Below are 21,408 nucleotides of genomic sequence, written 5' to 3'. Positions count from 1 at the left end.
GAAATTATAGTCCGTTGTTGAAATTTTGGACGGCTGCAACAGGATTGGCAAAGTAATCGAGGAATTGTTGTCCTGTATCTCCGACATAAATCTCATATGAATCATTTGAAATCCCATTGAAAATATCTTCTGCTACTGCACTCGGCGGAAGCCCGTTTTCTCCGCCCATATCTTTGGTTGCTTCTGTATCGATCAGTGAAGGCATCACTTCAAATACCTTTATATTGGTATCTTTTGCAAGTGTGACCCTTAACGCAACAGTATGCGAATGCAAGGCAGCTTTTGTATCAGAATACGTTGGCAGGATAATCAGAGGATGAAAGGACACATTAGAAGTGATGTTGACAATTGCTGCTTCCGGCTGTGTTTTTAAAACAGGTAAGAGTAATTCAATCAATCGTACAGGAGCAAAATAATTGGTTTCAAACTCTTGTTTCGCCTTTTCAAAAGCACCGGCACCTTCGCCTAACTTATACAGATTAGCTACTCCTGCATTGTTAATGATTATACTAAGCTCGGGAAATTCACTTTTTATTCTGTTAATGAGATTATTAACTGATTCTGAATCGGTCACATCGCACACTATGGAGGTAAGTCCCAATTCAATACCTGCCTTTTCTATTTTGGCCGCATTCCGGCCGGCAATGATCACTTTGTTGCCTTCATCGCTTAACCGTTTGGCAGTTGCATAGCCAATACCTGAACCAGCTCCTGTTACCAGAATCGTTTTTTGAGTTATTTTCATTTTAAATTATTTGATTGTTTTACCAATACTATTGTTTTGGTATGCTACTTGTTAATTGCAAGTGTAAATTTAAAAATATTTACTTGCAATATGCAAGTTGTTTGTAAATTAAAAAATAAACAAGAGAGGAGCTACACTAAATTTGTAATAGAGGCTTGTACATTTCCCTGAGAAACGTTTCCAGGCCAATAGGTTTTCTTCCTAAAATATTTTCCAAAAGCGGATCGGTTTCTTCAAATTCACCTGCTTTCATGGCGGCCGCCCAGTCTGCAGCAAATTTTGCATAAAAAGGGGGGATGCCTGATTGTTCCTGATAGGCTATGTATTCATCCTGAGACAGCTCAATGACCGGTACATCAGTCTCTGTTATTTTCGACAGCAAAAGGGCTATATCAGTAACCGACCAACTTTGACTGTTTGACAAGGTAATGTGCTGAGGATAAATATGTTCTGCAATTATGATACGCGCAAGTGCTTCTCCGAGGTCTGAGCGCGTTGCAACTGCCGCCCTTCCTGTACCTGATGGGAAAAGTACACCTTTTTTTATCACACTATTACCTAATAAAAATGGCAGCACATCTAGATAAAGTGCATTATGGACAATCGTGTAGGACATTCCGGACGCTGCCAAAAGTTTTTCCATCTGCAAATCTCTTTCAGTTACTCCAGGAATTACCCAGGTACTTCCCTGTTTTCTCTGAATGCCGGTGTATACAATATATTTTACTCCGGCATCTTTTGCTGCACGTATGGTATTTACTTCGAGACTCTGGTCTGAGAAGGCAGGAGCCGATACCATCAGTAATTTGTCTACTCCGGAAAAGGCTGCCGGAAGGCTTTCGTAACTGGAATAATCTCCTTTTTTTACCGTAATGCCTGCATTTGAGAAGTCAATGGCTTTTTCCGGATCTCGGGCAAGAGCAACAATTTGCTGTGCCGGAATCAGTTTCAGTAAGGCATTGATTGTTTCTTTGCCCAATCCACCGGTTGAGCCTGTTATTAGTATCATGATATAATCAGTTTGTTTTAATATTAATTCTCATGCAACCGGATGTTTAATTCCGATAAGGCCGGTTCCTCTGCCAAACAGGTTGTTTTGGGACGCAGCAATGATTTCATGAGGGGAACCCAAACTGATCAGGCTTACCTCATTCAGCCTTTTTATCTGGTCAGTAGTGAGGGTAAGGTCAAGTGTAGCCAGATTGTCTTCCAGCTGTTGCAGGCTGCGTGGCCCAATGATTGTAACCGTTGATAAGGACGATTCATCATATTTCTGGCGGATCCATGCAAGTGCAACATCAATACTGTTTTTCCCGGTTTCATTCGCTATTTTTTCGACCAGATCAATGATCGCCGTTTCTCGTTCTCCTTTTTCACCCTTGACGAGTAAACCTCCGGCAAGGGCCAGTCTCGAATTTGGATCAGTAACTTTGCTGCGATATTTTCCAGTAAGCGTTCCTCCTGCCAAAGGCGACCAAAATGCCACTCCAAGGCCCAGTGCTTCTGCCATCGGCAATAATTCCCGGTCAGCAGTTCGTTCTATCAGGTTGTATTCCACCTGTATACCTATCACCGGTGCCCAGCCCCGCAGGTCAGCCAGCAGGGATGCGCTGGCTATGCGCCATGCGGGAAAGTTGGAAAATCCTGCATAGTTGATTTTACCAGCCCGAACCAGGTCATCCAATCCTCTGACAATTTCTTCGATTGGTGTTTGTCCGTCAGAAAGGTGTACCCAATAAAGATCAAGACGATCAGTCTTAAGCCTTTTTAAGCTTTCTTCCACAGCACGCATCATTGTTTTACGGCTATTCCCGGTAGTTTGCATATCCCTTGTGCCCATACTGTATTTGGAGGCGAGTACAAAATTATCCCGCTCACTGGTAAGAAATTCACCAATAAATGATTCTGATTGTCCGGCCTGATAGCCATCCGCAGTATCAATAAAATTACCGCCGGCTTCTGCATACCCGTCAAATACTGTTTTTGCTTCTTCTCTGGATGATCCAAATGGCCATGCTGTCCCGAAATTGCCTGTGCCGAGTGCAAGTGTCGAAACTCTTAATCCTGATTTTTGCCCAAAAATCTGATACTTCATAATTAAAAATAACGATCGTTATATTTTGTTTTAAAAAAAATTACTGCTTATTTATTATGCTTTCTGCGACTTCCAAAGCGATCTCAAGCATTTCATCAGATTGTTTTCTATTCCTGCCGATACTGTACATCAGAAAACCGAATTCCGAAAGCGCTATGATATGCAGGGCTGTTTTTTCAACCTTGGTTTCCGCGTGAAATATACCTTCTGCAATTCCTTTGTTCATGATCGAAATCAGGTCATTTTTCCAAAGCATAATTCCATCAGCGGCCTTTTTTCGTAGAGGTTCAAAAGTATCATCGGCATCGGTAAGTGCATTTTGCATCGGACAGCCACCTTCCGGAAATTTCAGGTCTGCCGAACTGTGGTAAGCTTTGATATACATAAAAAACCTGTCTTTGGTGGTCCGGCATTTATCTACTTCATTCTGCACCACTTTTCGGAAACTGGCAAGATTATAATCAAATGCAGCCAACGCAACCTCTTCCTTGTTGGCAAAATTCCCATAAATACTACCGCTGGTAAGTTTGGTCGCTTTGGTAAGATCCGTTATTGAAGTTCCTGCATAGCCCTTTTTATTAAAGATGGATGCAGTGGTTGCTATGATATGCGCCCGTGTTTTTTCTGTTTTTGATGTTGCCATGGTACAAATATAACGATCATTATATTTTATTTGTTCTTTTTACAAAAAAATGTTTGTGAGGTTATAGAAAAGTAAAATAGGTCTTAATGGAAATTCATCAGGCCTCATATGAAGCCTGATGAAATAAAATTATAGTTTCAAATGCTTACTGTTTTAAAATTTTCAGTGTCTGGGTTTGTGTAGCGGTGCTGGTGCGTAACAGGTACATGCCGGTTTGTTTTTGAGTCATTGGTATTGTTTCCTGATAAATTCCATTTTTGGCTTCGACTACTTTATCAAGAATTGTACGGCCAGATACATCCACAAGTAATAACCGGACTTTTTCGCCGATCGCCCCTTTTATATCCAGGTTAAACTGATCATTTACGGGATTTGGAAAGGTAGTCGCTTCAAAATCAAACTCTTGTTTTGCTTCACCGTTTTCTTGCAGAGTGGTGCGGCAGTTACTGCACTCAGGTTCAGTTATTGTTTGAAATGCAGCTGCTTTTGGTGCTTTGTAATCGACAGAGGTTACCAGCGCGCCGGAATTACCGACTGCTAAAAATATCCCGTTACCATGAGCAATGCCGTTCAGGTTGTAGTACGCGCCGGAATTGGGTTGGGCCCATACATTAGGCTGGCCGTTTGTAGCTATTTTCCCATTGAGGCCAACCAGTACAAACTGCCCGTTAGCAAAACAAACGTCATTATAATGTAAAGTATTGGGAGTGAAAGCAGTAGTAGTCCATTGTATGCCATTGGCCGAAGTTACCATTTTATTGAAATAACCAACAGCCATCCATTTGCCGTTTCCGTAGGCTACGCTGTTTAACTGATTTGGTGTGCCTGTGGACCTGAAAGTCCAGTTAATACCAGTTACCGAAGTTGCCAAAACGCCTCCCTGGCCAACCAATACGAACCCGCCGTTCAGAAAAGAGACACCTGTATAATAATTGTTAGTTGTTGAATTTGCCTTGCTCCAGGCCTTACCGTCTGTCGACCAGAGAATGAGGCCATTATAGCCAACGGCCACAAAACGGCCATTCCCGTAAGCAACACTTTTTAAAGTCTGGCCTAATGTCATCTGGCTGTAATTCCATAGCAGCCCATCAGTTGAATTCTGGATGATTGCGTCAGAACCGACAGCCACAAACAAGCCATTACCATAGGCAATGTCATTAAAGGAATGTCCACCGCTGAAAAGCCTGATGCTTTCGGCCGCGCTGTAACTGACACCATCCTTGGTAGTTATGATCAGATTGTCTATTCCGGCACCGGTTGTGCCATTATCCAATGGTGTATTCCCCACAGCCACAAACCGTCCGTTTCCAAAAGCCACTCCGTTCATCTGCATGTCCCAAAAATTGACTGTTGTCGAATACCAGGTTTTACCATCCGTGTTGGAAGAGCGAAGAACTGTATAAGCTCCTGTGGCAAGAAATTCATTATTTAAAAAACGCAGCCCATAAAATCCAACACTGGAGCCGGATTGTACCGCAGGGTTTCCCCAGTAAGTGCCGTCTAATGAAGTAAGTGCCAGATATTTATCCGAACTAACGGCTACGAAGCTGCCCGTAGCCGGATTACAAGCTACAGCACTTAATGCAATATCGGGGTCCGACGCAGTTTTTACTGCCCAGAGGAAACCGTTGTTTGAATATACAATTGCACCGTGATCGCCAACTGCAACAAAATTTCCGGTTTTACCACTTGCAATGGCTCTTAAAACTTTGGTCGTTCCTGAAGTCCTGGAAACCCAGGTAACGCCGTTATCAGCTGACGTTTTAACCTGTCCGCCTGTGCCTACGGCTGCGAAAACCCCATTTCCATATGTTACATCAAACAATTCCGCTGCTGTTCCATGCGATCGTATGGTCCAGTTTATCCCGTTTTTTGAGGTAGCCAGTATTGCTTTTGGCCCTACCGCAATGAAAGTACCGTTCCCAAAAGCAATGTTAGTAAAATTTAAAGTGGTTCCTGAAACCTGTTCCGTCCAGGTTATACCATCTGTGGAGGTAACAATAATTCCGAAAGCTCCCACGGCAACAAATTTGCTGTTGGCATAAACAACTCCTTCCAGATCCCCGTATTCGCTTAAAGCAGTTGGCCGGGTTCTCCATGTTTTACCGTCGGCAGAGGTGCGGATAATACTTTCTGAACCAACTGCGACATATTTGCCTGCGCCGTAGGCAACATCCGTAAGCCTTGAGTCCGGATTTACAAAATGATATTTCCAGTCTTTCTGTGCACTTGCACTTAATGCAGACAGGAGCAGTAAACAGGTCAGAAGTGCAGTGTTCAGGTTTTGGAATAAGTGGATTGTAATTAATTTTTTCATGATTAACAGATAATTATTATTGAGTTTATAAAACATTTAATGAGAACTGATAGAGAAAATAGTTGGATTTTTTTGGCCGGTCAGCAATCGGAAGCTTACTGTGGAAGGCGATGCAAACCTAGGACGGAATAATCCAGGCAGCAATTTTAGAAGGTGCACAAAAGGTCAACGAGGCAGAAAAAGGAGTATACAAAAGGTGTACAAGCCTGTGAAAACTGTTTTTAGTTTTATTCCGGATCGGATAAATTATATTTTACTACTGTAAGAGTCAATTTTCGACAGGCAATTTCTTGTGGTGGAAGGTAAGTGCAAAAGGCTTTTAACAAGAAATCCAAATTCTCACAATTACATCATAAGAGACCGGGCCGGTGCTGTTATACGATTTTGAAGGTAAGGGTTGGTATTAACGTTATTCATGACTTGCCAGTATCATAGCAGATGACCATAAATCGTACAGGTTAGTCCAGGCGAGTCTGGTTTCATTATTCCACATGTCTCCGAGGCTGGTATTCAGCGTATTGATCAAAGCGGTTCCAACCAGTTCATAATGTTCAGCAGTAACTCCGTACCCAACATGCCGTTTGCCCATTTCATTTATTTGCTTCTGTATATCACGCGTGTTTTGCAGATTTAAAACCATAAACGTAATCATATCTGTGAACTTGGTTTGCTGATCTTCCTTGTCTGACTTAAACATTGGTATAAGGCCGGGAGCCAATTTAAATAGCTCGTCATAAAACAGAGCTCCGGGGTTAACCGGCTGTGTTACAATATAACTCCATGAAGTTTTGATTATCAATATAGTACGATCTGTCATGCTGCTGGATGGTTTGCGAAGCTGAAAATAAAATGGTAACCGCGGAAAATACAAACGTAAAGCAGTATCCGCTGGCAACCTATTTTGTCAGGTATACAAAAAGTGAACATAGATTTGAAATCCGGGAAAATCCGATATGCCTGCTTAGCGGCCAGTTCCGGATTTTCAAACGGTGATTAAATAATCAGTAAGGTTACTGTCTTCGGGTAAATTTAATTTTTTGCGTAAACGGTGCCGGGCAGTTTTCACGCTGTCCGGAGAAATATTGAGTAAAGTTGCTGATTCTTTCAGATTGAGATTGAGCCTGATCAATGCACAAAGCCGGAGCTCGCCGCTGCTCAGTTCCGGATTATCCCTTTTCAGTTTGGTAAAAAAGTCTTTGTGAACACCCTCAAAGTAAATTTTAAATTCTTCCCAATCTTTGTCGAGGTTAAAGCTATAATCAACCAGGTTGATGAGCTTGCTGAATACAGGTTTGTGTTCGTCGCTTTGTCCGGTTTTAAGCATAAGCAAAGCAGTTTGCCTGATGTCTTCCAGTATACTGTTTTTTTGGATCAGGTTCAGTGTATGTGTAGTTAGGGCTTTATTCCGAAATTCCAGTTCTGTTATCAGTTGCTGCTCTTTTTCCTGGCTGGTCCGTATTGTAATTTCAGTCAAAGCCTGCTGTACAGCATGTAATTCACGGTTTTTCTGAACCCCAAGCCGTTGACGGTTAAAAGCAAGGCCCAATACGATCAATCCGCCTGCCAATCCGAGAGCCATGGAATTCCTGGTGGCATATCCCAGATCCTTTTCTTTTTGAAGCAATTTTATTTCCGCCTGTTTTTTCTCACTTTCATAATGGACACGCAGGTTTGTGATCTTACTCGTATTTTCTGCATTAAAGATTGAGTCTTTCAACGAGCCGGAAAGTCTTTGATACTGATATGCTTTGGTAAAATCTTTTGCTTCGCCATATACATTGGCCAGCCCCTCATAAGATTGCTGCAATGCCGGGCGTATCCCGGCCTGTTCAGCAAGTACCTGTGCCTGCCGGAAACTTTCGATAGCTGAGGAATGCTGGTGTTGTTTGGTATAAATCTGCCCAATACCGTTATACGACGTAACCATCAGGCGTTTACTTTGAAACTGCTGATTTATTTCCAGTGACTTTTTATACCTGGAAAGTGCCTCGGTATAATCCTGTTTCTGGAAATAAATATCACCCAGATTATTCTGGCAGATAATCTGCCCGTTAAGGTCTTTAAAACTCTCAAAAAGCTGCAATGCTTTGTTGGCACTGGTTATAGCGGCGTCGTATTTTTTCTGTTTACTGTAAACACTGGCAATGTTGATATAGGAACCTGCCAGGGATTTTTTGTCTCCTGATTTTATCCAGTAATTCATGGCCTGCCTGTATGAAACCAATGCTTCATCGTAATTTTTCTGGTTTTTATGAACATTGCCCATGCTGTTGATGGTAGTAGCCATTCTCTTTTCATCACCCAGCTCCTGAAAAATAGTGGCCGCCTGCTGGTAATTACTCAAAGCCTGGCTGTAATTCCCCTGCTCGCCATAAATCATTCCCATATTGCTGATTGCACGTGCCGCTCCACTCTGATCCTCAATGCCTTCGTACAACTTTTTGCTTTGTTCGTAATTGGCCAGCGCTTTTTGATAATCGTTTTTCTGCCAGTGAAATATGCCGATTCCCTGATAGCTTTTGGCTTCACCTCGTACATATTTAATTTTCCTGGCTAAATCCAAAGCTTCCTGGCTGTAAGTCATCGTTTTTTCGGGATCAACAGCCCAATATTCAAGTGCAATATCGACCATCAGGTTCACCTTTGCTGTGTCGGCTACTGTTATTTTGAGCCGTTTCTGAAGGCTGTCGATTTTATTGGATTGTGCGAAAAGGGAAGGGGATAAAAGAAAAAGTAATACAACGTAGTTGATTTTCATGGAAGGGAATTCATCAAGGTATCAGGAAGCGGCAAAAGTAGATGGATTAATCAGGTAATTGGCTACCGTTAAATCAATTGATAGAGGCATTTATTCCAGGAAATGAATTGAATTACAACCAATTCCTGCCGGAATGGCGGGCTGGTTTTTGTTATTTGCTCAGCAAAACCTTGATTGTCGCGGTTAAAGTAGCCGACTGAATTTTCAAAATATACATTCTTCATTCCATTGCGTAGAAATTAAAACAATAGATATACATATTTTAATTATTGTAATTTTATATAAAGAACTAAAAATCAGTGTATTGTCAATTTTTATACAAAATTGCATCACGTACATGGTAAATGTTATAAGATCAGGAAGAGGCCGGATCAGGAAGTTTTTTTATTCTGAAAAATGTTGATAAAGGGCTAATTATGGATTCGATAAATGGTAACTTGGTGAAGATTAGGAAGGGTTCAACTTATTTAACAGGCTATACCTGGAAAATTCTATGGCAGTTCCGGATAACATAAATTCATTTGAAGATCTGAGCGCTTTATATTCAACCTGGGTAGTTAAGTATGCCTCACCGGCTTATGAACACCCACTATATTTGGTTTGGTATACAGACACAGATGAGGACCAAACAGATCGGCTTCTGTCTTTCAGAACGGGCCAGATATTTGCATCTGAGTCTTTAAACTCATTTAAAGAAATTATCCTCGCTGAAAAAAGCAACCTGGTCGTTTTTGATAACCTCCATGGCTGGTTAGAAAATTTCGACATTTGGGAGCCGGTTAAATTTTATACTTATGATGTCAGGTTTATTATCAACTCAGTAGATCAGGAAGATTTTAATCTTAATTTTTTTGGAGATTTTGTCAACCTTGTTAATATGTATGGGGACTACATAAACCAGGATAGCAGAAATAGTTATCTGCAGGTTTATGCAGATGATGAGCTGATCAGGCAGGTTTGGAATTATTTTTATGATAATATATTCTGGCCGGGTTATAGCAACAATAATAATGATGAACCTTTTGATATACCGCCCTTGGATATTGATATTTCCTTACTAGCCATAAAAGTGAAAGAACTGATCAAAATGATAGAATACAACATTAAAATAGTTTCCTGATTTTAAACTTTTAGATTGATATACAAATTCTGAAATAATCGCAAAAAACCACCTCCTGATGATTATGTGGCTTTTTGCGATTCTTTCGGAATTACCCCTGGTCTAACCTGAAGTTTCAATATTAACGGAACCGCTGAATACTAAAATCTTTTGCATCACCAATCGCACCAATACGCGCATTGAGCGTATAAATCTGGTTATTTACTGCTACACTCGTCGTTGCTCCGGTATATACACCTTCATCGAATTTGACAATGTTGGCACTTTGCCAGCTGTCGGTGCTCTTTAAATGTGCCACACGTGTTCCACCTGTTACTACATAAAGATCATTGTTTAGCAAAGTCAGTCCGTCGCCGGGAAGTGCACCAGTCCCAGTGATCTCGGATACAAGATTTGCGTTCTGCAAATTAACCTTGAAGAGTTTTCCCTGCCCCGTGTTGGCCACAATAAGATAGCCGTCGGGATGATAGACAATTCCATTCAGACCAAAATTCGGACTGGAAAAATTAACGTCATCTCTAACCAGAACACTTCCTGTGCCGTCGGGGCCAACTTTATAAATAACGGGTGAAAAGGAATCGGTAACATAAGCGGTGCCGTCGGGAGCCAGGGTTACGTCGTTTGCAAAATTTCTTTCAGCAGCTGGTATCAGTGCGTCCAGGTCAGTCTTTCGTTCTAATTGTCCCGTATTCAGATTAAAGACGAGCAGCTCGGCTGTCTGGAAACTGCCTGCCGGAGTACTCTTGATTGAAACACCCCGGTCACTATTGCAAACGAAAATGTGGTCGCCTGCGACTTTCATGCCAATTCCGCTGATGAGCTCCGGTGCTGAGATGAGATCTTCATATTGGCCATCAACACTAACGGTTCCGATCTTACCGAGTGGGATGGAAGTAACAAGAAACTTATCCAGCTGAGACGAGTATGCGATACCTTCCGGATACTGGCGATCTGCTACAAAATTGATGCGCTCCGGAAAAAGTGCATTTGGACTGTCAGGGTGGTCTTCACAGGAAATCAGGCCAATAGCTGTAATCAATAAAAAAGAGCTTAAAAGATGAGTTTGCTTCATAAGTAATAACGTTTGTATTGTTAATTAAAAATACCATAATCCTTCCTTTTGTTAAAAATCGAACAGGGCCGTTTTGTCCGGATTTTGTTTTCAATTAGCATGCCAGCCAACCACACACCATTTCTTGCCTTTTACTAAAAAACCATACAATTTACATAATGAAGTAAGTATATTTAATTGAAATTGAGGAACTTGAAAGTTAAAATGCAAATCCTTTCGGACTTAATACGAACGCTTTCATGCACGATATTTTTAAAATAGTTAAGCTACTGATGCTACTTTTATTTATCTGGAAGTACAGTAACATTATGGCACAGCTTCCCGATTTTCATGTGCAGCTTCTGGACGAAAGAAACGGCATTCAAACAGGAAATATTACTGGTATAATCAGGGATAAGCAGGGATTTTTATGGCTGCTCTCGGCACGTAACCTGCAACGGTTTGATGGGCAGAATGTCAAAAAAATTGAAACTGACGATGAGGATTTTCTGGATATCACCACTGATTCTTCCGGAACGATATGGGTCACCACTGAACTGGGCATTAAAAAATATGTAAATAATTATGTTGATTTTAGAAGAGCAAGGGTTGAGTCACCCGGTGCTGACCCGCTGCGTGTCGGGCCACCGGACGCAGGGCCACCTAATAAATTCAACAAGTTGCAGGTTACTCCGGACAACCGGATCTGGGCGAATGCCAGGAAAGGTTTGTATTTGTACGAAGCTCATGATGACAAATTCAAGCATTATTTCATCCCTGGATTAAGTCCCAAAATCCAGTTTTACAGGCGGATTTTTAGTCGCAGAAATTATCAGATGTACCTGGCGGATGTACATACAATTTTTCTTTATGATGCTAAAAAGAACACGACCAGAGTTGTGCCTTTTGAAAATGTGAGAACAGTTACACCGTTTTCGGATGACGTTGCATGGGTGACGAATAGCATGCTGATAACGTATGAAGTGAATTTCAGGACTGAATCCGTTACTCCGGTTGCCGGTTTGCCTGTGGTCGATATGAAAAGCATCACACCACTTGGGAACAACAACTATCTGGTTAATACGAGACAGGGATGTTATAAATACAACCGCAATTCAAAAATATTCAGTAAGGCAATCCTATATCATTCCGGCAAGAAATTGCCTAACGAAGAAACCTATACGGACTATTACGACCGGGACAGTACGCTTTGGATTTTGTGTGAAGAGGGAATTGCCTTTTTCAGGCCGCGTGAACATAATATTGGCTGGCTTCGCGGTTATGCTGGTGCCGGAAAAAAATGGAACAATAATATTCACGCGATTACCGAAGACAAGAATGGTAATATATGGCTTGGAACTGCCGGCGGTTTTACCAAAATGAATTTCAAAACGGGAGAAGTCAAAACGATTTATGCCAATGCAGCCATGCCCAATACTTTCAAACATCCGTGGGTGCGGAGCCTGGTTTTTGATGGAAAAAACCTGGTAGTTGGCGCATCGGTCGGGGAACCGGTGATTTTTATTCCTGAACTTGAAACCTTTAAAAGAATGGTATTTCCTGTCGGGAATAAGGGGATTTATCTGCGAAAAAAACTTGAAAAAGACTTAATTTCCGGCTTACTGACAATGCAGAACGGTGACCAGCTGATACTCGGCGAGGAGTCGTGTTATGTACTGGAAAAGGACACCTACGAAGTCAGTGAAAAAATATTTAAGGGATCAGTCAATAATATCCAGACCGCCGTGCAGGAAAAAAGCGGAAACCTTTGGATGGGTTCTTACAACGGGCTGCTTTATGTTGATAAAGGTTTCAGGACACAGCTTTATGATGACCAGTTCCTTCCGGGCAAGCTGGTTTCTTCACTGCTAATCAGAAACGATTCCACGGTTTGGTGTGGTTCAGTTGGGTTATTTGAGGTAGTAAGAACTAAAAATGTGCTAAGAAAAAAGTCGCTATTTCCTCAGTTGCGCAATCAGACGATCGCTATTTTATTTGAGGATAAAAAAGGCAAAATCTGGATTGGAGCCGACAATGGTTTATATCGTTTTGATGAAAAAACTAAGAAACTTGAATGGTTTGACGGCTGGGATAATGTCCAGAATAAACGATTTAATGCACATAGTTTACTCGAATCAAAAGACGGGAATGTATATCTGGGCGGACTGAATGGCTTGAATTATTTCAATCCGGAAAAAATAAAGACAAGGGAAGAAAAACTGAACGTGATCATTTCCGGCGTTACCATCAATCAGGATGATTCATCGTTTATTTCTGGAGCAGAAACAACGCAGCTGAACTGGAAACAAAACTCGGTAGAATTTCAATTTGTGACACCGTATTTTGGAAATGCACAAAAGCTTATTTACCGTTATCAACTCATTGGACTAGATAATGGCTGGCAAATGAACGGGCGTAATAACAAAGTACGTTTTTCTTCACTTTCACCAAACGAATACGTTTTTACCGTAGCGGCAAGCCTGGATGGCGTAAAATGGTATGAAACCGGGAAACGCTTTAAATTCGTGATCTCACCGCCATTCTGGCAACGGGCCTGGTTTATAATTTTGTGTGTTATTGCTGCGGGAGCACTTGCTTACTGGATTTTCAAAAAACGAGTGACAATTATCAGGAAACAAACTGCGCTCAGGGAAAAATTCAACGAAATGGAAATGAGGGCTTTGCGTGCCCAAATGAATCCGCATTTCATTTTCAACTGCCTCAATTCGATCAACCGGTATATTGTGAAAAACGATAATGCCACTGCTTCACTCTACCTCACCAGGTTTTCCAAACTGATCCGTTTGATCCTCGATAATTCGAACAGTAAAAACGTGCTGCTTTCCAATGAGCTGGAAGCGTTAAAGTTATATATTGAAATGGAAGGTGTCCGGTTCGACAATAAGTTTGATTACCGGATTATTCTGGATGAAAATGTATATCCGGATTCTATCGAAGTGCCCTCGCTGATTATACAGCCCTATGTCGAAAATGCGATATGGCATGGCCTGCTTCACAAGGAAACGAACGGCAGTTTATTGGTTCAGATCAGTATGCAGGGTGAAAATGTCTTGCAATGTATTATTGAAGACGATGGCATTGGCCGCGCAAAAGCGATGGAATACAGGAGCAAGTCGGCCATGAATAAAAAGTCGCTGGGAATGAAACTGACAGAAGACCGGATTGCCATTTTGAACCAGGACAGCAAAACAAACGCAAGTGTTAAAATTCAGGATCTGGTAGATGACAGCGGTGAGGCGGCAGGTACAAGGGTTGTTATTGTCATTCCGGTGTAACGAATTACAAATTGTCAGCAAGTTATATTTGAACATACACAATCCGGATAGTCGGTGTTAAAAGTCGAATTCTACAAACCCAAAAACATCCCTGACCATGATAAAATGCATAATTATTGATGATGAGAACAACTGCCTTGAAATGATGGAATGGTTGTTAAAAACCTACGCACCTTCTGTTCAGATTGCCGCGATGTGTAATTCAGCCGAAAAAGGAATTGAGGCCATTCATACATACAGGCCGGATGTGGTTTTCCTTGATATTGAGATGCCGCGGATGAATGGATTTGACATGCTTGAAAAATTCGACAGGTTGTTTTTCGACGTCGTTTTTACCACTGCTTATGACAAATTTGCTATTAAAGCCTTTAAATACAGCGCGTTAAATTACCTGCTAAAACCCGTTGATCCGGATGATCTGATAGAAACCGTGCGGAGAATTGAAGAGAAAAAAACAATTCCTTCCAGCGAACAGCTCCAACTGCTATTCCAAAGTGTAACGCAAACAAAATCAACACCTTCGCGGATTGCACTCACGACTAGCGACGGGATGATATTTGTCACGACACAGGATATTCTTTATTGCGAAGCGGAAAGTAATTACACGAGTGTGATGTTGGCAAACGGCAAAAAAATGGTGGTTTCCAAAGTACTAAAAGACATCGACGAAGCACTGAGCGGCCCTGATTTTTTCAGGGTTCACAATTCTTTTCTCATCAACCTCAACCGTATCAAAAAATTTGTGAGAGGGGACGGTGGTTATGTCGTAATGGATAATGAAGTGGCAATCAGTATTTCCCGTTCAAGGCGGCAGGAATTTATGGAGATGTTTGCGCGGTTTTAAGTGGAATCAGCTGAGTAATTGTTTACTTTTCAGGTAGTCAAAAATCAAATGGTCCACTTCCGAAATTTTATCCTTGTCAGAAAAATTCAACCATTTAACATCTTCAATTTCTGAATAAGCTTTAAGTTGCCCAGTATATTCAGCCATGTAGCAAGTCATTTTAACCAGAACTCCATCCGGATGTCCGTGTGCCTGCGCCTGAAATTCACCAACAAATTCAAAGGTGTCCGTTTTTAAATTGACGTTTAGTTCTTCTTTTATTTCCCGACACAACGCCATTTCATCTGTTTCCCCATTTTCTCTTTTACCTCCCGGTATGTAATATTTATCCTTTCCATAAGATTTGGTCGAAAGAATGGATTTGTCCTTAATCAGTATCCAGGCCAGTTTGTCAATTATCTTCACTTTTATCAAGGTTTTATGATTTCAATTTTATTAATGATTTATTATTGATTTGAATTTAGAATTACCTCCAATTCCCAATTCTATTATTTATCAATTGCTCAAAAACATGTTTGATTACATGGACATGTGAATGGCGCAATTATTGAGCTATTAATTTGATGAATAACTACTTCATCTGCCGGATAAGTTTTATGAAAGCCTCAAATATCCAAATGTTTTACAGTTTTCCTTATTAATCCGATGGCGAAAGTAGCGAATAAGAAATAATCGCATTACAAAACACTCACAAAAACCACCAGCTACTAAACCAAATCCCCTTTTACTCAACATCTTATACCAGTCGTAATGGGATGTGTTAGTTTTGATTCATACTTATTTACTAAACTAACTATCTGGTTATGAAATGTATACTACTTCTCGTTATGTTCCTGTTCGGACTTCTGATCAGACTGGATTTTGCCTCTGCTTGTAGTGTCACTTGCCAAGTGTACTTCAATCACAACGCATATTAGTAACGCGCTTTCTTACCATTGCTTCTCTGCACCACGATTGGCCCGATGCCTTTTCATTCCCTGTAATAGGGTTCTGTCTTTCTGTTTTTGCAAAAGACAATTGACTGTAAAATGCAGTCCGGATTCCTATCTAAACGACAGAGAAAATTATCTCCCTGAATTCGTAAAGTGTAAAAATTGCGAGTGTATTCCTAAAAATTAAACTAAACTATAAAATTTCAAAAGCTATGAAAACGGTTCTAACAATCCTTTTAACAACCATGATGACATTCAATCTGATGTCCAATGTATCAGCTCAAAAGTCAAAAACCGCTTCGTTCCCTTACTCCAACCGATTTACATTAGGCGGAGGCGTCAGCCAGTTATTGCTTGGTGGTTTTAACGTACAGGGCGAATACACGACCAAACGTATGGTGTTCGATTATTCACATGGTTTCAACCTCCATTTTAAAGGCAATTCCGCTTCCCTGGTTGCGCAGCGCCAGCATCTTGCTGAAAAGCTCACATCCACATTAGGTATCGGTGTCGGCTATCGGATTACACCGGCTTTTGACATTCGTTTTGAACCAAAAATCCATTTTTACGAAGTTAATTATGACGCTAAAATGGAACAAAAAACGGGGCCAATTGCTAAGTACCGCACAGTAACCCTCGGGCTTGGAGCATATTATAAATATTATCCATTCCGGAATCAGGATAACGGATTGGCGGGTGTGCTGATCATGCCGAGTGTTCGTTACTGGCCGAATGTATGGAGTTCATTAGATAACGATAAGCTGACTTATTTTAATAAAGTCTCCAACCAAACAGAAGTATATAAAGCGGCTCCGCAGGGCTTTCCGGCTACAAAAGGACTTCTGGCTAATGTCACTATTGGCTATACTTTTCACGCCAAAAAATAATTGGTACAATGGTATTTTATATAGAACCGACAGTTGCCATGAAAAAATATTGGCAGCTGTCTGTCATTCTTCATTCAAACATCAGTGGGAATAAACTATCCATTTCACCGGTATGAATGACAACGCTAATTATAATCTCTTGCCTAATTTCAAAAAATCCTGTGATGTCAAAAAAATCTATATATAAATCAATGAAGGCCGAAGAGCAAATAGCCATGGCCTACGATGCATTGTTAGCTAATTGGCCGGTCCCTTATCAGGAGGAGATCGTACAAACCAGGTACGGAGAAACCTTTGTGCTAGCTTTTGGTAAATTAGGTGCACCGGCGTTGGTACTTTTGCATGGTGCCAGTTCCAATTCAAGTTTCTGGCTCGGACAGGCGCGGCAGTTTGCAAGGGATTTTATGGTTTATGCCGTTGATATTCCCGGCGAACCAGGTAAGAGTAATCCCAATCATTTGTCTTATAAAACATTAGAACATGCCAACTGGCTTTCGGATGTTCTTGAAGCTTTAAACATCAGAAATGTAACCTTACTTGGGTTATCACAAGGCGGCTGGGTTGCACTGCGATTTGCAACTTGTTATCCCGAATCCGTTGAAGCATTGATATTATTAACACCAGCAGGAATTGTCCCCACAAAAAAGTCATTCATTTTCAGGGCGTTACTGTATTCGTTATTCGGCGAACCAGGTTTAAAGAAAATAAACCGGATCGTTCTTGGAAAACAGATAGTTCAAATACAGATATTGGGTTACATGGATTTGATCCTGACCAATTGCAGGCCAAGGACAGACCAAGAGTACTTGTTTAAAGACAAAGAACTGGAAAAACTGGACATGCCGGTATTGTTAATCGGAGGGGAGGATGATGTTGTAAGAGACTGTGAGGCAATCAGCAAAAGGTTAACAAGCCACTTAGAGAATCTGGAAAGCAGGATAATTCCAAATGCAGGGCATGTCATACTTGATGTGTACAGAGAGATTTTGTCATTTTCAAAACGGAAAATATGGCTTATTTAAACTGATGTAACAACACTTTTAAGACGGATTATTATCAGGCATTACGGTTAGTAAGGAAGTGTTGAAAGATCTCTTTTCTTGTTTTTACCCCACTTATAACGGTGGGTCCAATAGGCAGTTTTCATCGATAACAAACCCAGGCCTGCACCAAAAAGCACATCTCCGATATAGTGCTTATTATTCGCAATCCGCAAAAGCCCGGTCGTTCCGGCCATAGTGTATGCTGCATAGGGTATCCATGGAAGCCGTTCTTTATATTCTTCAGCTAAAAATGTCGCCGTTGCGAAGGCCTGGGCTGTATGTCCGGAGGGAAATGATCTGTGGTCACTTCCATCCGGCCTTAATTCATGTGAAGCTATCTTGAGAAGATTGGTGGAGGCATAAAACAAAATTTCCCCTTTTATAAGTATTGCCGTTTTGTTTAAAAAATCATTTTTTGATTTAACCCCAAAAACATCCAGGCCATAGGCAATGGGCAACGATGCATATTCCAGATAATCATCCAGACTGGTTTGAAAATTGCCAAAATGTTTGTTTCGCTGTTCGGCGATTTTATATTTGATCTGTTCCTTAAAAAAGAGCGAGGTCAGCGTTCCTGTACCAAGTAGAATGCCTGGAACATATAGTTTATTGGGTTTAAACTCAAGAGGGCGATTAACAGCAACAGAGTCTTGCTGCTGGCTAAAAGTAGAAAAAGAGGCCAGAAAGAAAAGCAAAAATGCAAGTCTGGAAAGCGGCAAAACTTTGGAGACAGAAAATGGTATGAAAGACAAGGAAACTGATTTATTAAAACTACTGCTATACATGCGAATTGAACTGATAAAAAAATAAACCTAATTACTAATTCTGGATTTTTTCTGGATTCGTTATGCAACCGCCAAATTTCCTGATATTAAAATACAGGAAAATCAATTGGCAGAAACAACGGTTCGAAAGCTTTTTTCTTATGTATAACAAAGAAAAATGACACAGGTACTTTGATGTTCACGGAAAGCATTGATCTTTGGATAATATTATTACAAAACATGCATCTGAACGTGCCAGGTAAATCTTATTACTCCCTTCTATTCCTATTGGTTATATCCTTTTTGATTGTCAAACCTGCACTTGCGCAGCAAACGGTAGAAAAGGACAGTATCACTATGGCAGTTGGGCCGGAGTATAATGAGATAAGCTCATTGCACCGATTCTTTCTGGGAAGCCATAACCGGGCCGTATGGGCTGCTCCGGTGAAAATGCGGGTTTTACATATTTCGAAGGAGAAAGGCGGTTTAAAAATTTTACAATTGGGCGGGGGCATGCAAACCCGTTCATTACGATTAAAAGATCCATCAGGCAGGGAATGGGTATTGCGTACGCTCCAAAAGTATCCGGATCGAAAATTGTCAGGCGCTCTAAAAAAAACAATTGCAAGTGATATTTTGAAGGACCAGGTTTCGGCCACACATCCTTTCAGCTCACTTGCAGTACCGCCTTTGGCACAGGCTTTGGGGATTCCGCATTCGAATCCTGAAATTGTTTATTTAGCCGAAGACCCTGCTCTTGGTATATACAGTAAAGATTTTGCAGGACAGGTATTCCTGTTTGAAGAAAGAGCACCACTCGATGTGGACAAAACCTTCAATACAGAGTCCGTTCAGCGAAAAATACGCGACGACAACGATAATAGTGTAGATGAAAAACTGGTGCTGCGTGCGCGTTTGCTCGATATGTTATTAGGCGACTGGGACCGCCATGAAGACCAATGGCGCTGGGAGCGTATCAGGGAAAAGAAACGTGATACATACATTCCGGTTCCACGCGACCGCGACCAGGTGTTTTATAAAACCAGCGGTATTTTTCCCTGGTTCGTTTCCCATCAGTGGCTGCGTTCTAAATTTCAGCCTTACGAAAATCAAATTCGTGATATGAAAGGCTGGAATCTGCAGGCACAGTCATTTGACAGATATTTCCTGAACCAACTGGATGAAAACGACTGGAAAGAACAAATAAATTTTATACAAAAAACGCTGACCGATGAAATGATTGCAAGCGCAGTGAACGGGATGCCGGATACGGTCGTGCACATTTCGGGCAAAGAGATCATTGCGAAATTCATATCACGCAGAAATTCCCTGGAAACCCAGGCCCTCGAATATTACCGTTTTATATCGAAGGAAGTAGAGATACCCGCTACTGATAAACATGATAATTTCGTTATCCGGAATAATGACGATGGCAGTTTGCTGGTAACTGTCGATAAATTGAAAAAGGATGGCAGTATAGATCATCCAACCTATCAGCGCACATTCAATCCGGAAATAACAAAAGAAGTACGTTTGTATGGTTTCGATAACAGCGACCGGTTTGCAGTAACCGGCACACAGGCGTCGCCAATCAAAGTCCGGATTATAGCCGGAAGTGGAAATGACAGCGTTACAGTTGCCAGCGGGCTTCGTAATAAACACCGGATTTTTATCTATGACCGTAAAGATGAGGAAAACAGTTTTCCTGACCGTTCACAGGCTTTATTGCGATTGTCAAACGATACATTGGTAAACAGTTACGACAAACATAGCTTCCGGTACGACCGGTTTGCGATCGTGACAACGGGCAGCTATGGAGTAGACAAAGGCGTATCACTGATGGGAGGTTTTTCTTATGAAAAACATGGTTTTCGCAAAGAACCTTATGCATACAGGCACGAACTGCTGGCGGACTATTCCATTGCACGTAAATCGTTTTTGATCACTTACATGGGTGATTTTAAAAAAGTGTTTGGAGATAACAACCTGATGGTCAATGTTAAGTCGAGAGGGCCTAACAATGTGAGCAATTTTTTTGGCATTGGTAATAATAGCATTTTTGTAAATGAAGGCAAACAAAAAATCGCTTATTACCGTAACCGTTACGACTACATTACGAGCGATGTATCACTTTACAGGGACATTAAAAACTGGCGGGTTAGCGCCGGAGTTGCTGGCCAGTATTATAGCAGCGGCGAGGAAAATAATAAAGACAAATTTCTTAGCGCTTATAACGAGCAAAATCCTGCGGAAAAAGTATTTACAAACAAGGGCTACGCGGGCGTGCTGACTAATGCATTTTATGATACCCGAAACAAGGGAATTGTTCGTACGGGAGGGATATACTGGAATACTACTCTGGCCGGATACACGGGCATTGCAGGCAGTCACAAAAAATACATACACCTTTCCTCAGAATTTGGCTTCACGCTCAATCCGGATCATGATTCAGTTTGGGTCATCAGCAACCGCACGGGAGGGGCAGCCGTTTTTGGCGATGCCGAATACTTCCAAAAGGTGAAACTGGGTGGGATAAACAACTTGCGCGGTTTCAACACCGGCCGGTTTACAGGTGAAACCATGCTGTATAACGATCTCGAAATGAGGTTAAAACTTTTTGATTTCAGATCGTATCTGTTGCCAGGCTCAGTTGGTATTATCGGCTTTAATGATATTGGCAGGGTATGGATGCCAGGCGAAACTTCAAATAAAATACATGTTGGGTATGGAGGCGGCATCTATGTCATTCCGGCGCAACTACTGGTCCTTGAAGCCGCAGTCGGATTTTCACACGAAAGGGCAATCCCATATATCTCATTGGGGATACGTTTAAACTAAGTGGAAAAATAAATTTAATACCCCTGACATAAGGCTGTCGTACGCCGAAATTAGTTTTGTGAAACAATCAAAAAA

General features: G+C 41.3%; 16 protein-coding genes. 6 read left to right on the top strand and 10 right to left on the bottom strand.

Annotated elements, in window-relative coordinates:
* Nucleotides 1–4: 4 nt before the first annotated feature.
* The 7 genes from KZC02_RS04335 to KZC02_RS04305 all read right to left on the bottom strand — a co-directional run bounded on the left by KZC02_RS04335 (nt 5) and on the right by KZC02_RS04305 (nt 8,558).
* Complete coding sequence (locus tag KZC02_RS04335) at nt 5–745, bottom strand: SDR family oxidoreductase (protein WP_221392993.1); 741 nt, start codon at nt 743–745, stop codon at nt 5–7.
* Nucleotides 746–881: 136 nt separating this feature from the next.
* Nucleotides 882–1,754 carry an NAD(P)H-binding protein gene (locus tag KZC02_RS04330; protein WP_221392992.1) on the bottom strand — a complete coding sequence of 291 codons (873 nt, stop codon included), beginning with the start codon at nt 1,752–1,754 and terminating at the stop codon, nt 882–884.
* 30 nt (nt 1,755–1,784) lie between these two features.
* A complete protein-coding gene (locus KZC02_RS04325) occupies nt 1,785–2,840 on the bottom strand; it encodes an aldo/keto reductase (protein ID WP_221392991.1) in 1,056 nt (351 codons plus the stop codon).
* Between the two features lie 40 nt (nt 2,841–2,880).
* On the bottom strand, nt 2,881–3,483 hold the full coding sequence (locus tag KZC02_RS04320) for a TetR/AcrR family transcriptional regulator (RefSeq protein ID WP_221392990.1): 603 nt from the start codon (nt 3,481–3,483) through the stop codon (nt 2,881–2,883).
* A gap of 145 nt (nt 3,484–3,628) precedes the next feature.
* Nucleotides 3,629–5,800: a T9SS type A sorting domain-containing protein gene (locus tag KZC02_RS04315; RefSeq protein ID WP_221392989.1), complete on the bottom strand. Its 2,172-nt coding sequence runs from the start codon at nt 5,798–5,800 to the stop codon at nt 3,629–3,631.
* A gap of 409 nt (nt 5,801–6,209) precedes the next feature.
* A complete protein-coding gene (locus KZC02_RS04310) occupies nt 6,210–6,617 on the bottom strand; it encodes a globin domain-containing protein (RefSeq protein WP_221392988.1) in 408 nt (135 codons plus the stop codon).
* A gap of 165 nt (nt 6,618–6,782) precedes the next feature.
* The gene (locus KZC02_RS04305; protein WP_221392987.1) at nt 6,783–8,558 is read right to left on the bottom strand and encodes a tetratricopeptide repeat protein; all 1,776 of its coding nucleotides are present in this window, start codon (nt 8,556–8,558) and stop codon (nt 6,783–6,785) included.
* A 493-nt stretch (nt 8,559–9,051) separates the two neighbouring features.
* On the opposite strand from KZC02_RS04305, the gene KZC02_RS04300 reads away from it, so the two are divergent.
* Nucleotides 9,052–9,678, top strand: coding sequence for a hypothetical protein (locus KZC02_RS04300; RefSeq protein WP_221392986.1), 627 nt, complete (start codon nt 9,052–9,054; stop codon nt 9,676–9,678).
* 121 nt (nt 9,679–9,799) lie between these two features.
* On the opposite strand, the gene KZC02_RS04295 is transcribed toward KZC02_RS04300, so the two are convergent.
* Nucleotides 9,800–10,750, bottom strand: a complete 951-nt coding sequence (locus tag KZC02_RS04295) for an SMP-30/gluconolactonase/LRE family protein (RefSeq protein ID WP_221392985.1) — start codon at nt 10,748–10,750, stop codon at nt 9,800–9,802.
* 272 nt (nt 10,751–11,022) lie between these two features.
* Here KZC02_RS04295 and KZC02_RS04290 point away from each other — a divergent pair, with 272 nt between their 5' ends.
* Entirely contained in the window at nt 11,023–14,025 is a 3,003-nt protein-coding gene (locus KZC02_RS04290) for a sensor histidine kinase (RefSeq protein WP_221392984.1), read from the top strand.
* Between the two features lie 97 nt (nt 14,026–14,122).
* Complete coding sequence (locus tag KZC02_RS04285; protein WP_221392983.1) at nt 14,123–14,869, top strand: LytTR family DNA-binding domain-containing protein; 747 nt, start codon at nt 14,123–14,125, stop codon at nt 14,867–14,869.
* 6 nt (nt 14,870–14,875) lie between these two features.
* On the opposite strand, the gene KZC02_RS04280 is transcribed toward KZC02_RS04285, so the two are convergent.
* Nucleotides 14,876–15,274, bottom strand: a complete 399-nt coding sequence (locus KZC02_RS04280; RefSeq protein WP_221392982.1) for an NUDIX domain-containing protein — start codon at nt 15,272–15,274, stop codon at nt 14,876–14,878.
* 739 nt (nt 15,275–16,013) lie between these two features.
* On the opposite strand from KZC02_RS04280, the gene KZC02_RS04275 reads away from it, so the two are divergent.
* Entirely contained in the window at nt 16,014–16,688 is a 675-nt protein-coding gene (locus KZC02_RS04275; protein ID WP_221392981.1) for a hypothetical protein, read from the top strand.
* Nucleotides 16,689–16,852: 164 nt separating this feature from the next.
* On the top strand, nt 16,853–17,710 hold the full coding sequence (locus KZC02_RS04270; protein WP_221392980.1) for an alpha/beta fold hydrolase: 858 nt from the start codon (nt 16,853–16,855) through the stop codon (nt 17,708–17,710).
* Nucleotides 17,711–17,757: 47 nt separating this feature from the next.
* Here KZC02_RS04270 and KZC02_RS04265 read toward each other — a convergent pair whose 3' ends face one another.
* On the bottom strand, nt 17,758–18,483 hold the full coding sequence (locus KZC02_RS04265; protein WP_229253987.1) for a phosphatase PAP2 family protein: 726 nt from the start codon (nt 18,481–18,483) through the stop codon (nt 17,758–17,760).
* Nucleotides 18,484–18,735: 252 nt separating this feature from the next.
* On the opposite strand from KZC02_RS04265, the gene KZC02_RS04260 reads away from it, so the two are divergent.
* The gene (locus KZC02_RS04260) at nt 18,736–21,333 is read left to right on the top strand and encodes an outer membrane protein assembly factor (RefSeq protein WP_221392978.1); all 2,598 of its coding nucleotides are present in this window, start codon (nt 18,736–18,738) and stop codon (nt 21,331–21,333) included.
* The last annotated feature ends 75 nt before the right edge of the window (nt 21,334–21,408 follow it).

This window comes from Dyadobacter sp. NIV53 (assembly GCF_019711195.1).
Classification (GTDB): Bacteria; Bacteroidota; Bacteroidia; order Cytophagales; family Spirosomataceae; genus Dyadobacter.
The sequence above is the reverse complement of the archived record's forward strand: the minus strand, read 5'-3'. Positions and strand labels throughout refer to the sequence as shown.

Coding starts and splice junctions, on each gene's coding strand:
- KZC02_RS04315 (WP_221392989.1), bottom strand. CDS start 5,800: ATGAAAAAATTAATTACAATCCACTTATTCCAAAACCTGAACACTGCA.
- KZC02_RS04335 (WP_221392993.1), bottom strand. CDS start 745: ATGAAAATAACTCAAAAAACGATTCTGGTAACAGGAGCTGGTTCAGGT.
- KZC02_RS04300 (WP_221392986.1), top strand. CDS start 9,052: ATGGCAGTTCCGGATAACATAAATTCATTTGAAGATCTGAGCGCTTTA.
- KZC02_RS04290 (WP_221392984.1), top strand. CDS start 11,023: ATGCTACTTTTATTTATCTGGAAGTACAGTAACATTATGGCACAGCTT.
- KZC02_RS04285 (WP_221392983.1), top strand. CDS start 14,123: ATGATAAAATGCATAATTATTGATGATGAGAACAACTGCCTTGAAATG.
- KZC02_RS04310 (WP_221392988.1), bottom strand. CDS start 6,617: ATGACAGATCGTACTATATTGATAATCAAAACTTCATGGAGTTATATT.
- KZC02_RS04270 (WP_221392980.1), top strand. CDS start 16,853: ATGTCAAAAAAATCTATATATAAATCAATGAAGGCCGAAGAGCAAATA.
- KZC02_RS04275 (WP_221392981.1), top strand. CDS start 16,014: ATGAAAACGGTTCTAACAATCCTTTTAACAACCATGATGACATTCAAT.
- KZC02_RS04295 (WP_221392985.1), bottom strand. CDS start 10,750: ATGAAGCAAACTCATCTTTTAAGCTCTTTTTTATTGATTACAGCTATT.
- KZC02_RS04325 (WP_221392991.1), bottom strand. CDS start 2,840: ATGAAGTATCAGATTTTTGGGCAAAAATCAGGATTAAGAGTTTCGACA.
- KZC02_RS04330 (WP_221392992.1), bottom strand. CDS start 1,754: ATGATACTAATAACAGGCTCAACCGGTGGATTGGGCAAAGAAACAATC.
- KZC02_RS04305 (WP_221392987.1), bottom strand. CDS start 8,558: ATGAAAATCAACTACGTTGTATTACTTTTTCTTTTATCCCCTTCCCTT.
- KZC02_RS04260 (WP_221392978.1), top strand. CDS start 18,736: ATGCATCTGAACGTGCCAGGTAAATCTTATTACTCCCTTCTATTCCTA.
- KZC02_RS04320 (WP_221392990.1), bottom strand. CDS start 3,483: ATGGCAACATCAAAAACAGAAAAAACACGGGCGCATATCATAGCAACC.